We start from the raw sequence: 15974 nt of genomic DNA, 5'->3' as shown, positions 1-15974 counted from the left end.
GCAAGACGCCGCGCCGCGTCGCGGCTGCGGCTCAACCGGTCAGGTCGGAGCCCGGCATCGGCCGACGCCGGCCGATGGCGGGCTTCGCGGCCCGCTGCGAGACCGATTCAGCGTTCCGCCTCAAGGCGTTGCGAAACAAGACGAAGCGCCGCCAAGGCAGATCAGGCCGCCGCTGAAACGGGGATCCTCGACGAGCCCCGGGGAGCGGCCGCCGGCCAGCAGGGCGAAGGCCTTCATGCTGTCGAACGAGCCCGGCCAGGCGGCGTTGGCGCGGAAGGCCGAGGCCACCGTGCTGGACAGGCCGGTGGTCGGCGCACCCGCCGGCGTCACGGTGAGATTGCCGGCCTGGAAGGTCATCAGGTAATTGGCCGACGCGACCAGCGTGCCCTGGCTGATGGCAAAGTCGCCGGGATTGCTGCCCTGCAAAGCCGTCGTCGCCAGTTCGCCCGACAGGCTGTCGCCATTGGCGAGCCCACGGCCGCCGACGCTGTAGGTCAGCGGCGGATTGGCCTGGCCGGCGAGCCGGGTGAGATTGTCGGCTGAAACCGTGATCGCCCGCTGGGTGACCGCCAGCGATCCGCCCGTGAAGGTCATGGTGTAATTGGACGAGGCGGCGAGCGAGCCCTGCGTGATGGCATAGCCGCCGACATTGGAGGTGGCGATCGCCGTGCTCGCCATGGCCCCCGACAACAGGTCGCCATTGACCAGGGAACCCGCGGTCACGCTATAGGCGAAGACCGGATTGGCATCGCCATAGGTCCGGCTCGCCGCATCGGCCGTCACGCCGATGGCGCGCGGCGTGATGGTCAGGTTGGCGCCGGTATAACTGATCGCGTAGTTGCCATTGCCGAGGGTCCCCTGAGTGATCGCATGGGTCCCGACATTGGCGGCAACGGTTGCCCCGGTCGACAGTGCTCCGCTCAGGCTGTCGCCATTGATCAGGGAGCCCGAGGTCACCGCATAGGTGAAGGCTGGATTGGCATCGCCATAGATCCGGCTCGCCGCGTCGGCGGTGATGCCGAGCGCGCGTGGCGTCACCGTCAGATCCGCGCCGACATAGGTGACGGCGTAGTTGGCGGAGACCGCGACGGTGCCCTGGGTGATGCCATAGGCGCCGACATTGGAGGTGCCGTTGGCCGCCGTCGTGAGATTGCCGCTGAAGCCGTCGCCATTGACCAGCGAGCCCGAGGTCAGGGCATAGGTCAGCGCCGGATTGGCGTCGCCATAGATCCGGCTCTGCGCATTGGCGGTGACCGTGATGGCCCGCTGGGTCACCGTCAGGTCGGCGCCGGCATAGGTCAGCGCATAGTTCGGATTGTTCGCCGTCGTCACGGTCCCCTGGGTAATGCCATAAGCGCCGATGCCGCTGGTGCCATCGGCCGCGGTCGCCAGGCTGCCCGCTATCGCCACGCCTGCGCCGAGCGAGGTCGTGGTGAAGCCCAGGACCGGGTTGGCGTCGCCATATTGGCGGCTGGTGGCATTCGCCGTCACCGTCACCGCCCGCTGGTTCACCGTCAGGGTGGCGCCCTGATAGATGATGGCGTAGTTGGCATTGGCGAGCGTGCCCTGGGTGATGCCATAGGTGCCGACGTCGGAACTGGCCGCCGCGGTCGCCAGCGCGCCTGAGAACGTATCGCCATTGACCAGGGAACCCGAGGTCACCCCATAGGTGAGGGTCGGGTTGGCATCGCCATAGGTGCGGCTCCCGGCGTCGGCCGTCACCGTCACCGCGCGCTGGTTGATCGTCAGGTCGGCGCCGACATAGGTCACCGCATAGTTCGGATTGTTGGCCGAGGTCACGCTGCCCTGGCCGATCGCATAGGCGCCGACGCCGGTGGCGGTCGTGGCCGAGGTCACGAGCCCGCCGGTCAGCGCCGCGCCGTCGCCGAGCGACGTGGTGGTGTAGGTCAGCGCCGGATTGGCGTCGCCATAGGTCCGGCTCTGCGCGTCCGCGGTCACCGTCACCGCCCGCGGGTTCACCGTCAGGTTCGCGCCGACATAGGTCACGGCATAATTGGCCGAGACGCCGAGCGTGCCCTGGGTGATGCCGTAATTGCCGACATCGGACGTGCTGGTCGCCGTCGTCGCGAGCGCGCCCGACACGGTGTCGCCATTCACCAGACCGGCGCCGCCGATCGCATAACCGAAGGCCGAATTGGCGTCGCCATAAGCGCGGCTGGTCGCATTGGCCGAGAGCGTGATCGCCCGCTGGTTGACCGTCAGGTCGGCGCCGACATAGGTCACGACATAGTTCGGGTTGTTGGCATTGGTCACGGTCCCTTGCGTGATGCCATAGGTGCCGACACCGCTGGTGCCGTCGGCCGAAGTCACCAGGCCGCCGGCAATTGCCACCCCTGCCCCGAGCGAGGTGGTGGTAAAGCCGAACACCGGGTTGGCGTCGCCATAGGCCCGGCTGGCCGCGCTGGCCGTCACCGTCACGGCACGCTGGTTCACCGTCAGGTCGGCGCCGACATAGGTGACCGCGTAGTTGGCCGAAATCGCGACGCTGCCCTGGGTCAGGCCATAGGTTCCGACATCGGAGGCCGCGTTCGCGGTGGTGGCCAAAGTTCCCGTCAGCGTATCGCCGTTGACGAGCGATCCGGAGGTCAGGCCATAGGTGAAGGCCGGATTGGCATCGCCATAGGTCCGGCTGGCTGCATCCGCCGTCACCGTCACCGCCCGCTGGTTCACCGTCAGGTTGGCGCCGACATAGGTCAGCGTATAGTTTGGATTGTTGGCATCCGTCACCGTGCCCTGGCTGACGGCATAGGCGCCGACATTGCTGGTGCCATTGGCCGATGTCGTGAGGCTGCCGTTGAGTGCCGCGCCGGCGCCGAGCGAGCTGGTCGTATAGGTCAGCGCCGGGTTGGCATCGCCATAGGCCCGGTTCAGCGTGTCGGCCGTCACCGTCACCGCCCGCTGGTTCACCGTCAGGGTGGCGCCCAGATAGGTGATGGAATAATTGGCGTCGGCCAAAGTCCCCTGGGTAATGCCGTAAGTGCCGACATTCGAGGTCGCGGTCGCCGCGGTCGCGAGCGCGCCCGACAAGCTGTCGCCATTGACCAGGCCGGCGCCGCCGACCGTATAGGCAAAGGTCGGATTGGCGTCGCCATAGGACCGGCTGGTGGTCGTGGCGGTCACCGTGATCGCCCGCTGATCGACCGTCAGGGTGCCGCTGTTGACGAAGCTCAGGGCGTAACCGGAGACCGAGGCGAGCGTCCCCTGCGACACCGTGATCGTATAGGGCGAGCCCGAGACGCCGGCGGTGGCGGCGGCGCCGAGCGAGGTGACGCTGGCGGTGCCGGTGAGCGCGGTCGCCGAACTGTCGCCGAGATAGACGCCGGCCAGCCCGGTATCAAAACTCGTGACGGTATAGTGGCTGGCGAGATCGGCGGTCACGTCGACGCCATAGGTCTTGCTATGGCTGGTCGAGGTGATGATCAGGGTCGGCTGGTTGGCGAAGATATAGCGATTGCCGGTCGGGCTCACGCTGCCGGGCGCGAGCGTCATAAGCGTCGCGCCGAAGATCGCCGTATTGCCGCTGTCGAGCAGGCTGCCGGTCACGCCGAAAACATCGCTGGCGGCGGCCGAAGAATAGATCAGCCAGCGTCCCGACGTGGCCGTGACCGCGTCGCTGCCCTGATTGTTGATGAAGGCGCCGGTCGCCGAAAGCACCGGGTTCTGGCCCGACACCGTGGCGCCGGAGGCGATGGTGAGATCGCCTGATACCGCAATGGTCGTGTTGCCCGACGTCGTGACGCCAGTGATGGACGTGCCCATCGCATCGGCGGCGCTCCCGGTGGCCAGATTGGCCCCATTGGCGAGCGAGAGGCTACCGACATTGGCAGCGAGCGTACCGACCTGGTTGGCCGCCGCGCCGAGCGCGAAGGAGCCGGTGCCGTCAAGCCGCAAGGTGCCGGCGGTCAGCGCGGCCGTCTGGGTCACCGTGCCGTTGGAGGCGAGCGCCAGGGTGCCGCTCTGCGACACCGCCTGGTCGAGCGCGAAACCCGCGGCCGAAATCTCGATCTGGCGGTTGGCGATGGTGAGGCCGGCCGCCGCGGTGGCGCCGACGGTCGTCGCGAAGGCGCTTTCGAGCGCCGCCAGCGAGGTGACGGCGGCGCCTGGCGTATCGCGCCGCCAGCCGGCGGAAATGTCGAGGCCGGTGGTCAGGGCCCCGGGCGCGCCCGGCCGGAATGACAGGGCCTGCTGGCCGCTGGTGACATAGGCTGCGACACCCGCCGGGTTCGACAGCGTTCCGGCCGCGCCGAAGACGTAATAATAGCCGTTGGCGCCGGTTATCGCGCTGCCCATGACCACGCCGCCACCGGCGACCGAGACGGTGCTGGCCAGCGGCGTCGCGCCGGTGCCGTCATAAGCAAAACCCGAGACGGCCTGAACACCGCCGGGGAAGAAGGTCTTCAGATAGGGGTAGAGCCCGCCGGTACCGCCAGCCCAGAACGCGGGATCGAAACCGGCCGGCAGGCCGTTGGTCTGGAGTTGCGCGGTCGTCAGGGCCGCCATGCCTGTCGACCAGCCGTTGGCGTTGTCGCTGATGCCGGCCGCTCGGCCCGTGGTCTCCACGTCGAAGGCGCTATCCAGGACCTGGCCGCCGGCGACGTTGCGGCCGATCAACCCGCCGAAAGCCACGACGCCACGGATGGCGCCGGTGGCGTAGGTCTGCACCAATGTGCCGGTGTTCAAGCCGGCAATGCCGCCGGCATAACTGTAACCAGCCGTCACCGAACCCGTGGCGAGGGATTGAACGATGTAATCCAGGTTGTAGCCGACAAGGCCGCCCGCGATGTCGCCGGCCGACACCGCGCCGGTCGCATAGGACAAGACGATCGGTCCGCGGCTGGTGCCGACGAGGCCGCCGACCGTATGGGTGCCGCTGACCGTCGCGGTCGAATAGGCATTGGTGATCAGCCCGGCATTCAAGCCGACCAGACCACCGACACCGTGGCTGCCGCTGACCCGGCCGGTGATGGAGACCGCTGTCAGGAAGCCGCCGTTATTGTAGCCGACCATGCCGCCGACAGTGTATTGGCCCTGTAGATTGACATCGACAAGGCCGAGGGCGCGCACATTGCCGCCCTGCCCGTAATAACCATTGCCGGTCACGCTGATCAACGCACCGAAGTTAATGCCGGAAGCGGCGGATGTCAGACCGGTAATGGTGTGGCCAAGTCCCTCGAAGGATCCCATGAAGCTGGAGGCTTCATCGCGGCCGAACAATCCGGCGTTGTAGGTGACGCCGGTCGCATTGAGATTGCCGGCCATCGCATATGAGCCGTACCGGCCGGCCCCATGGACCGTCATCACCGAGCCGTCGACCGCGTTGAAGCCGTCGATCGCATCGAGCTGGGCCATGTTGTAGACGAGTGTGTGATTGACGCCATTGACCGTCAGCGACTGGCCGGCGACCGTCGTCGTCGCGGCGCTGCCATCGGCATTGGCGAAGGTCAGGCTGCCGCCGAAAAACGACAGATTGGTGGTCGCCGAGGTATTGTAGCGGAGCGTCACGGCGTTCGCGCCCCGGACGGTCACGGCGGCATTGATGTTCAGCAGGCCGCCGCTGTTGAGCGTCAACGCGCCGCCATCCCCAATGGTGATCGGCTGGGCAACCGTCAGCGGCGCGCCGGCAAGAGTGGTCACGCCGAGGCGTCCGGAGATATTCACCGCCTGGTCGATGGTGAAGCTCGCGCCCGTCGCGGTCAGTTCCAGGCCGGTCGTGCCATTGATCGCCGCGACGGCGGCGGCGACACCGCCGGCGGCGGCGGTGGCATTGGCCCGCGCATCGGCCGAGGCTTGCGAATAGAGCAGCGCCGAGGTCGGCGCCGTCAGCATCTGGCCGTAGAGAGCGGCCGACTGGACGGCCGCGCCGGTCGCGGTCGCCACACGGGCCGAATTGGCACTGGAATAGGTCAGGAGCGGCGTGCCGTTGGTCAGCGTTCCCGCCGCCACCGCCAGGTAATAATAGCCATTGGCGCCGGTCGATACCGTGCCGAGCGACGAACCGCCGAGAACCGCGCCGACCGTGCCGCCTAAGCCCAGCGGCGTCGCGCCGGCATCCGCATAGGCGAAGCCTGAGACCACCTGGATGCCGTGGGCGAAGATCGACGTCAGATAGGGGTAGAGACCGGTGCCGCCGCCGAAGGCCCCGCCGAGGCCGCCAGCCTGGCCGGTCTGCAATTGCGTCGTGGTCAGTCCGGTGATGCCGGTGGCATTGCCTTGGCCGACCGCGTTGCCGAGCCCCGTCGAGGTGTCGAAATAGCTCGCATTGGCGGTGCCGCTATTGGTGCCGATCAATCCGCCGTTCAGCGACGTGCCGCTGACGAAACCAGCCGCATAGCTGCGGGAGACCGTCGCATCATTGATGCCGACGAGGCCGCCAACGGTGCCGCTAACGCCGCCGCCTTGCACCGCCCCGGTGGCATAGGCATCACTGATGACCCCGGAAGCCCTGTTCCAGCCGACGAGCCCGCCGGTTATGGTCGGCGTGCCGACGGCATTGACGATCGCACTGGAAAACGAGCGGTTCACCGTGCCGGCGTTTTCACCGACAAGACCTCCCGTTACGCTGGTGCCCTGCACTGTCCCGCTCACCCAACTCTGGCTGACCGTGCCCAGATTGTTTCCGACGAGGCCGCCGGTGTAGTCGCCGGGGCCGCGAATGGTGGCGTCGACCAGCCCGATATTCTGCACGGTGCCGCCAACACCGACCTGGCCGAACAGTCCGGCCGCGTTTCCGCCCGTCGGCGCGACGGTGAGGTTCTTGATGGTGTGGCCGAGCCCGTCGAACAGACCGGTAAAACCGTTTCCGAAAACGAAGCCGTTGAAGGTGCCGATCGGGTCAAGCCCGGCATTGCCGTTCCACGTCGCCGTTGCCGTGGCGTCGATATTGCGCGCCAGGGCATAGGTGCCGCCGAGGTTGGAATTGACCTGCTGCAACTGGTCGACGTCAAAGATCAGCGTATAGGCCGTGCCATTGATGGCCAGGCTCTGGCCGGTATTGGCGGCGCCGGTATAGGTCACCGTGCCGCCGTTCCAGGCGACGACACCGCCCTGGGCGGAGTAGGCATTGCTGTTGAGGCTCAGGCCGCCGCCACCTGAAATCGTGATGTTGGCGTTGATGATCACCGAGTGATAGGCGTTGAGCGTCAGCGTCGAGCCCGACGACCAGGTGATCGGCGCGGCCACCGTGATATCGCCGGTGCCTGCCCAGAAGTAGCCGGTGTTGACCGTCACATTGGCGCCGGCAAGCGCATTCTGCAACGTGGTGACATTGATGACGCTGTCATCTCCGGTGGCGGTGAAGCTGCCATCATGGTTCGAATCGGCGCCGTTCGAGATCGTGATGCTGTAAGGGTCGAGCAGCAGGGTGCCGAAGCGGCCAAGCGTCGCCGAGAGATCGGTGAAGCCGGTATAACCGAGACGGGCCTTGCCGGAGACCTCGGCAAAACCGCCATCGCCACCCTGAGCGCCGCCGCGGGCGGTGATCAGGCCGGCGAAACGTGTGTCGAGATCCGACCAGACGATCACCCGGCCGCCATTGCCGCGCGAAAGCGCATCGGCGCGGATCGTCGTCGCCGCGTCGATCGTGGTGGTCTCGGCGGGTTGCAGCGGGCCTGATCCCTGATAGTCGCCGCCAATGCGGATCTGGCCGCCGCCGTCGCGGCCGGAGGCGTCGAGAGCGGCGCCACGCATGTCGATGGTGCGCGCGGTCACCGTGATCCGCCCGCCGGTCGCCGGCGCCGCGGCCCTGATAGCGCGCTGTGGCCTGGCCGGGCTCGCCTGGCGCTGGCGGGTCGAGACGTCGAGCCGGCCGGTCACCGACACGGCACCGTCGCCGCCGCCCAGCACGATCTCGCCCTGCCGGCCGGAGACCGAACGGGCCTCGACCACACCGGAGAGATTGACCGCCTGGCGCACCGCGTCGCGCGCCTGCGCTGCCCGGATCTCGACCCGGCCGCCATCGGCGCTGATCCGCCCGGAATGGCTGACCAGGGCGCCATTGCCTGTCGCTTTGGTCGGCAGGGCCACCTGCAGGAAGCCGTCGCCGGAAAGATCGAGCGTCGCCCGCTCGCCGGAGCCAAGGCCAACCCGCCCGAGTGGCACCGAGATGGTGCCGGCATTGTCGACCGAGCCGCCGATCAGGGCAGCATAACCGCCCCGGCCAATGGTGATCGCGCCGGCGTTGGAGACCGCCGCGGAAGCGCCATTGCCGGTGAAGTTGCGCCGGCCGGCGTTGAAATCTTCATCCGAAATGCCAAGCGTGGAAGCAACGAAGCCCGCGGCATTGACCGCACCGCTCCGGGTGATGGCGATGCCGTTGGGATTGACCAGGAAGACCTGGCCATTGGCGTTGACCTGGCCTGATATGGTCGAAGGCGTATTGCCGGTGACCCGGTTGAGCAGAGCCGAAGAGGCCGAGGGCTGGACGATGTTGACGGTCGACCCCGCCCCCACCGAGAAGCTGTTCCAATTGACCACCGCCGAGCCGGTCGACTGGTTGATGGTCATCTGGGTCGCCGAGGGCGTCGCGATGGTGACCCCGCCCGAGGCCACCGTGCCGCCGGTCGGCAAGGCCTGGCCATAAGCGGCGGAGGCGCTGATCAGCGCCGTCGAGGCCAAGAGGACGGCGGCCAGCGGCCCGCGCGGGCGCCGCAGAGGGGTTTCGGCTTCGATCCGGTTCATCATGTCCCCCCTTAGAACTGCACTGCGCCCGAGAACGTCACGCGATCGGCGGCCGGTTTCTTGTCGTTGCGGTGCTGCCGTCCCCATTCCAGGCTGAAACTGACCTGGCTCAGGCCGATCGGGCTCTGGCCACCGGCCGGCGCCGCCCCGAGGCGGATGCCGAGGCCATAAGACGCGCCGTGGATATTGGCCTGTTCGAGCACGGTCGGGCGCTCGATCTTGACCGCGCCATAGGCGCCGAACAGATAGGGCGCGACGACGACGAAGCCGCTCGGAATGGCCATTTGCCGGGGCGACTGGAGTTCGCCGCGCACGACATAGCCGGCATCGCCCTGGAACGTGCCGGAATCGAAGGACGAAAGGCCGGTCAGCGAGGCCAGCCCGATCTGTTCGGAGCGGGCGAGCGGCTGGCCGAACGAGGTCTGGGCGCGGGCGCGCAGGTCTATCGCCAGATGCTCGATCAGCTGCTGGCTATAGCCGAGATAGAGTTCGAGCTTCTGAAAGCTCGCATCGATGCCCTGGCGCGACAGGGGCAGAAGCGGGGTGGCATCTTCGGCCGAACGGGCGCCCAGCCCATTGATGCCGAAAGAACCGGTGACCCGGCCGGTCACCTGGCCGCCCCAGGGCGACAGCCACAGGACATCGCTCGCGGCCCTGACGATACGCAACCGGTCGAGCGAGATCGGTGCGCTCAAGGGGGTGATGACCGAGACGCGCTCCTCCTGGGCATCGAAGCTCAGTTCCGAGCCAAGGGTGAAGTCGCGCGACCGGATCAGCGGATAGCGCAGCCGCGCCGAGATGCGATCGAAGGACGAGGTCGAGCCGAGGCCGTTGGCCGCGGCCCGCGGCGTCGCCCGGGTATTGGTGGCTTCGAGATTGAAGGTCAGGCCGTCGAGGCCGAGCGGCATGACGATGCCGGCGGCCAGCGAACGGTTGAGCGGTTCGTTGGCGAAGACGCCGTGATCGCCGCCATTCGGATAGCCGGATGCCCTGAGATAGAGCTGTTCGCCGGCGCCCGCCGCCGAGTTGAGCTCGACGCCGAAGCCGCTGTTGATCCGACCGAGCGCAGAAGACAACGTGTTGTCGATGGTCAACTGGCCGGAAATGATCCGGTGCTTGGCCTCGACCACCAGGACGCTGGCCCCGGGCGCCACACCGGCCGTCAAGGTCGAGCGCAGGATCGTGCCAGGCGTATCGCTGGCCAGCAGCAGTTTCCGCTCGATCAGCCTTAGCGTGATGCCCCGTTCGCCGACGATCGGCGCCAGCAGCGCTTCGATCCGGCCGCGCACCGCCTCGGGCACACCCCTGACGTCGATCCGCTCGATGAAGCCATCGACCACGACAAGGCGCAGCCGTGCGCCGTTGACGATGCGCTGCGCCGGCAGGATCACCCGCACCAAGCCGTAGCCGGCACGGGCATAGGCGACTTCCAGCGCGCGGGCGACCGCGAAGATCTCGGCGGCGGTCACCGTGCGGCCAGCCAGCGGCGCGGTGATCGCACGGGTCGCTTCGGCCATGGCCGGAAGCCCGCCTTCGACGACGATGTCGCGCAGGCGGACGCTCAGCCGCTCGGCGCCGGGCGGCGCCTCCAGGCCCCGCCCCTCCGGGATGACCAGGGCACCCTGGCCGCCGATGACCGGCGGACGGAATGTCTGCGGCGTGATCTGCGATGCCGTTTGTGCCCATGCGGGGCCGGCGGCCAGCACCATGGCAACCACCCCGGCGCGCGCCAGCGCCTGTCGCGACGGCCTCACTCTCTTGGTCCGAACCCGAATCACGCGGCCCCCTGAGCACCAGCCGCGACGCACCCGGCGCGGCGACACATGGGCGAAGAAGTGCATCGATCGGGAAGGCCTGTCGTCGCATTCAGCGCAGAACGTCGTATCACCGAGCGCAAAATTTGCCTTTGGTTACGAAATTCCCGACATTTTGAGCGGCCGCCCCGATATTTCGATTCAGCCAATGCCGGCATGTGCTTGAGATCAGAGCTGAACTCCACCTGCGATGGCCGCGCCCGCCACCACCTGCGCGGGCCGCATCAAACGAATCGTCGCCTGCGTCTAAGGCGCTGCAAAACAAGCGGAAGACGCGACGCCGAGACAGACGACGGGGCGGCCGAAACGGGCATCCTCGATGAGCGCGTCGCGGTCGCGCGCCAGCATGGCAAAGGTCTTGATGCCGTCGAACGAGCCCGGCCGCGTGCTGTTCGCCCGGAACGCCCAGTCGACCACGCTGGCAACCTCCGGGCTGACCGCACCGGCCGGCGTGACCGCGAGATTGCCGGCGTTGAACGCCACGAGATAGTTGGACGAGGCCACCAGCGTGCCCTGGGTGATGGCGTAGCTGCCCGGCCCGCTCGCCGGCGTCGCCGTGGTGGCGAGCTCGCCCGCGAGGCTGTCGCCATTGGCAAGGCCGCGCCCGCCGACGGCGTAGGTGAGCTGAGGGTTCGGCTGGCCGGCAAGCCGGCTGAGATCGTTGGCCGTCACCGTGATGGCGCGCTGGGTCACCGCGAGGTTCGCGCCGACAAAGGTCAGTGCGTAGTTCGACGAGGCGGCGAGTGTCCCCTGCGTGATGCCATAGCCGCCGACATTGGAGGTCGCGGTGGCGCTGGTCGCCAGCGTGCCGGTCAGGCTGTCGCCATTGACGAGCGAGCCGGAGGTCAGGCCATAGGTCAAGGCCGGATTGGCGTCGCCATAGGTTCTGGCAGCCGCGTTGGCCGCAACCGTCACCGCGCGCTGGGTCACCGTCAGGTCAGCGCCGACATAGGTCACCGCATAGTTCGGATTGTTGGCCGTCGTCACCGTGCCCGGGCCAATGCCATAGGCGCCGACATTGCTGGTCAGGTCCGCCGACGTAGCGAGGCTGCCGGTCAGCGCGGCGCCGGCGCCGAGCGACGTCGTCGTGTAGGTCAGGGACGGATTGGCATCGCCATAGACCCGGCTCGCGCCATTGGCGGTCACCGTCACCGCCCGCTGCTTCACCGTCAGGTCAGCGCCGACATAGGTGACGGCATAGTTGGCGGAGATCCCGACGCTGCCCTGGGCCAGGCCATAGGTCCCGACATCGGAGGATGCGGTCGCCGACGTCGCCAGGGCACCGGTCAGCGTGTCGCCGTTGACGAGGGAACCTGAGGTCAGGCCATAGGTGAAGGTCGGGTTGGCGTCGCCATAGCTCCGGCTGGCGGCATTGGCGGTCACCGTGACGGCGCGCTGGTTCACCGTCAGGTCGGCCCCGACATAGGTGACAGCGTAATTGGCCGAGACCGCGACGGTACCCTGGGCGATGCCATAGGCACCGACATTGGAGGCGCCGTTGGCCGCGGTCGTGAGATTGCCGCTGAAGCCGTCAGCATTGACCAGCGAGCCCGAGGTCAAGGCATAGGTCAAGGCCGGATTGGCGTCGCCATAGCTCCGGCTCTGCGCGTCGGCGGTCACGGTTATGGCCCGCTGGGTCACCGTCAGGTCGGCGCCGACATAGGTCACGGCATAGTTCGGATTGTTCGCCGTCGTCACGGTCCCTTGCGTGATGCCGTAAGCGCCGACACCGCTGGTGCCGTCGGCGGAGCTCGCCAGGCTGCCTGATATCGCAGCCCCCGCGCCAAGCGAGGTCGTGGTGAAGCCGAACAGCGGGTTGGCATCGCCATATTGGCGGCTCGCCGCATTGGCGGTGACCGTCACGGCGCGCTGCGCCACCGTCAGGTCGGCGCCGACAAAGGTGACGGCATAGTTGGCCGAAATCCCGACGCTGCCCTGGGTCAGGCCATAGGTCCCGACATCCGAGCCGGCGGAGGCCGTGGTCCCCAAGGCGCCGGCCAGGACGTCGCCGTTGGCGAGGGAACCCGAGGTCAGCCCATAGCTGAAGGCCGGATTGGCGTCGCCATAGGTCCGGCTGGCGGCATTGGCGGTGACCGTCACCGCGCGTGGCGTCACGGTCAGGTTTGCGCCGACATAGGTGATCGCGTAGTTCGCCGTGGCCGCGACCGAACCGAGCGTGATGGCGTAGTCACCGATGCCGGAGGTTCCATTGGCGCTGGTAGCGAGAGCCCCCGAAAGCACGTCGCCACCAACAAGCGAGCCGGAGGTCAGGCTGTAGGTCAAAGCCGGATTGGCGTCGCCGTAACCGCGCGTCGCCGCATTGGCCGTCACCGTCAATGGACGCGGCGCGACGGTCAGCTGCCCGCCGGTGAGATAGACAAAGCGTGTCGCGCCGCCATTGGCGAAGGTGCCGACCGCGCCCGTGCCGACCGATGTCGAATAGCTGCCGACGCCACTCGCCGGGGTCGCCGTGGTCGAATAGCTCACCCCCGTCGTAATGGTGTTCCAGCGGCCCGCACCATAAAAAGTGGCGCTGGTCGGGTTGGCATCGCCGTAATAGCGGGTCGCGGCGCCGGTCACGCCGACGACACCGGACACGCCGAAGAGCTCGGGCCGGTAGCTGGAACTGGCCGGCGCCCAGACAGCCGCGTCGAAGCCGGCGAAACTGGCCGCCACCTGCATCTGCGCCGTGGTCAGTCCTGTGCCGCCATCGCTGGTGGATTGACCCGAGGTCTCGACGTTCCAGTAGGAATTGGTCGTGGTGCCCCCGTTATTGGTGGTGCCGACCAGGCCGCCGAGATAAGTGCCGGCGCTGACCGCGCCGGTGGAATAGGATTGGCTGATCGCACCGCCCGCATTCCAGCCGACCAGGCCGCCGGCACCCCAATTGCCGTTGACCGTGCCGGTCGCATAGGACTGGGTGACGACGCCGTAATTGGTGCCGACCAGGCCGCCGGCCCAGAATGACGAGGCGCCGTTGATGGTGCCGGTGGCATAGGACTGAACGACAGTACCGAAATTGGTGCCGACAAGCCCACCGACTCCCTGGCTCCCGGACGAAGCTGTGACACTGCCGGTGGCATAGGACTGGCTAACCCTCCCCACCCCCTCGTTCAGGCCGACGAGGCCGCCAGTGTGAGACGCCCCGCTGACGGTGGCCGAACTCGAAGCACCACTCACCATCGTGCCCCAGCTTCGGCCGATGACAGTGCCCGTATACTGGCCGCCGGTGATACTCCCTCCAACGAAAGATACGTTGCTGACCGACGCTTGCCAGGTGAGGCCGAAGAGACCGACATATTCCTCGGTCGGCCGGTTGATCGTCAGATTGGTGATCTTGTGGCCCTGGCCGTCGAAATGGCCGTAATATTCGGTGCCGAAGCTCTGGCCGATCGGGACGAAGCCGGCGCCGCCGTTCCAGCCGCTGGTGGCGGTGGCGTCGATATCGCGGCCGAGCGCATAATTGCCGCCGCTATTGGTCGTCATGGCCTGCAACTGGCTGAGCGTATTGACCAGCATATAGGCCGTGGTCGGGCCGGTCGACGCCGCGCTGTAATCGGTCGGCGCGGCATAGTTGGCGGCGTTGTAGTAGATCCGCGTCGTGCCGTTGGCGAGGCTGACGGTGCCGAGAAGGCTGACCGTGCCGGTGCCGGTGCCGGTCGCGTCGGACTGCAGGACAAGCCCGGCTCCGCTGGTGCTATTGGTGATGCTGACGCCGGCATTCACGGTGATGTTGCGAAAAGCCGACAGCGTCAGGGTCGTCGGCCTCGACCAGGTGACATTGTTGGCCACCATGATGTCGCCGGACTGGGCGCCACCCGAACCGGTGGTCACAGTCACATTGGCGCCGGCGAGCGCGTTCTGCAGCGTCGTGACATTGATGACGCTGTCATTTCCGGTGGCGCCGAAGCCGGAATGGTTTGAATCGGCACCGTTGGAAATCGTCACGTTGTAGGGGTCGAGCAGCAAGGTGCCGAAGCGGCCAAGCGTCGCCGAGAGATCGGTGAAGCCGGTGTAACCGAGATGGGCCTTGCCGGAAACCTCGGCGAAACCGCCATCGCCACCCTGAGCCCCGCCGCGCGCGGTGATCAGGCCGGCGAAACGGGTGTCGAGATCCGACCAGACGATCACCCGGCCGCCATTGCCGCGCGAAAGCGCATCGGCGCGGATCGTCGTCGCTGCGTCGATCGTCGTGGTCTCGGCGCGTTGCAGCGGGCCTGATCCCTGATAGTCGCCGCCAATGCGGATCTGGCCGCCGCCGTCGCGGCCGGAGGCGTCGAGATGGGCGCCACGCATGTCGATGGTGCGCGCAGTGACCGTGATCCGCCCGCCGGTCGCCGGTGCAGCGGCCCGGTTCGTGCGCGCCGGCCGCGCGGGGCTCGCCTGGCGCTGGCGCGTCGAGACGTCGAGCCGGCCGGTCACCGACACGGCACCGTCGCCGCCGCCCAGCACGATCTCACCCTGCCGGCCGGAGACCGAACGGGCCTCGACCACACCGGAGAGATTGACCGCCTGGCGCACCGCATCGCGCGCCTGCGCTGCCCGGATCTCGACCCGGCCGCCATCGGCGCTGATCCACCCGGAATGGCTGACCAGGGCGCCATTGCCTGACGCTTTCGTCGGCAGGGCCACCTGCAGGAAGCCGTCGCCGGAGAGATCGAGCGTCGCCCGTTCGCCGGAGCCGAGGCCGACCCGCCCGAGTGGCACCGAGATGGTGCCGGCATTGTCGACCGAGCCGCCGATCAGGGCAGCATAACCGCCCCGGCTAATGGTGATCGCGCCGGCGTTGGAGACCGCCGCGGAAGCGCCGTTGCCGGTGAAGTTGCGCCGGCCGGCGTTGAAATCTTCATCCGAAATGCCGAGCGTCGAGGCGACGAAACCGGCGGCATTGACCGCACCGCTCCGGGTGATGGCGATGCCGTTGGGATTGACCAGGAAGACCTGGCCATTGGCATTGACCTGGCCTGATATGGTCGAAGGCGTATTGCCGGTGACCCGGTTGAGCAGAGCCGAAGAGGCCGAGGGCTGGACGATGTTGACGGTCGACCCCGCCCCCACCGAGAAGCTCTGCCAATTGACCACCGCCGAGCCGGTCGACTGGTTGATGGTCATCTGGGTCGCCGAGGGTGTCGCGATGGTGACCCCACCCGAGGCCACCGTGCCACCGGTCGGCAAGGCCTGGCCATAAGCGGCGGAGGCGCTGATCAGCGCCGTCGAGGCCAAGAGGACGGTGGCGAGCGATCCGCGCGGCGACCTGGTCGGAGCTTCGACTTGGGCGTGGCTCATCGTGACCTCTTTAGACTGCACGCGGACCGGAACAGCGGCCCCGGGCCGCGGACACGTGCCGCAGCCTCAGGCGGGCTAGCTGTGCATCGATCGAGGGCGGCCGTCGTCGCATTCAGCGCAAGAAGCTGTCTCACATCGCGCAAAATGGTCGATTTGCCGGATTTCGGGCGGTCTCAC

Annotated in this window: 3 protein-coding genes; all 3 read right to left on the bottom strand. The window is 67.6% G+C overall.

The window, feature by feature from the left end; genetic code table 11:
* Window positions 1-120: 120 nt before the first annotated feature.
* The 3 genes from E8M01_RS26755 to E8M01_RS26745 all read right to left on the bottom strand — a co-directional run bounded on the left by E8M01_RS26755 (window position 121) and on the right by E8M01_RS26745 (window position 15797).
* A complete protein-coding gene (locus tag E8M01_RS26755) occupies window positions 121-8697 on the bottom strand; it encodes an MBG domain-containing protein (RefSeq protein ID WP_170182095.1) in 8577 nt (2858 codons plus the stop codon).
* Window positions 8698-8708: 11 nt separating this feature from the next.
* Entirely contained in the window at window positions 8709-10451 is a 1743-nt protein-coding gene (locus tag E8M01_RS26750; RefSeq protein WP_246088446.1) for a ShlB/FhaC/HecB family hemolysin secretion/activation protein, read from the bottom strand.
* 306 nt (window positions 10452-10757) lie between these two features.
* Window positions 10758-15797 carry a beta strand repeat-containing protein gene (locus tag E8M01_RS26745; RefSeq protein WP_136962937.1) on the bottom strand — a complete coding sequence of 1680 codons (5040 nt, stop codon included), beginning with the start codon at window positions 15795-15797 and terminating at the stop codon, window positions 10758-10760.
* Between the last annotated feature and the right edge of the window lie 177 nt (window positions 15798-15974).

The organism is Phreatobacter stygius (genome assembly GCF_005144885.1).
In the GTDB taxonomy this organism is placed as follows: Bacteria; Pseudomonadota; Alphaproteobacteria; order Rhizobiales; family Phreatobacteraceae; genus Phreatobacter; species Phreatobacter stygius.
The sequence above is the reverse complement of the archived record's forward strand: the minus strand, read 5'-3'. Positions and strand labels throughout refer to the sequence as shown.

Excerpts from the sequence above, each read along its gene's own strand:
- E8M01_RS26755 (WP_170182095.1), bottom strand. The coding sequence starts at position 8,697 with ATGAACCGGATCGAAGCCGAAACCCCTCTGCGGCGCCCGCGCGGGCCG.
- E8M01_RS26745 (WP_136962937.1), bottom strand. The coding sequence starts at position 15,797 with ATGAGCCACGCCCAAGTCGAAGCTCCGACCAGGTCGCCGCGCGGATCG.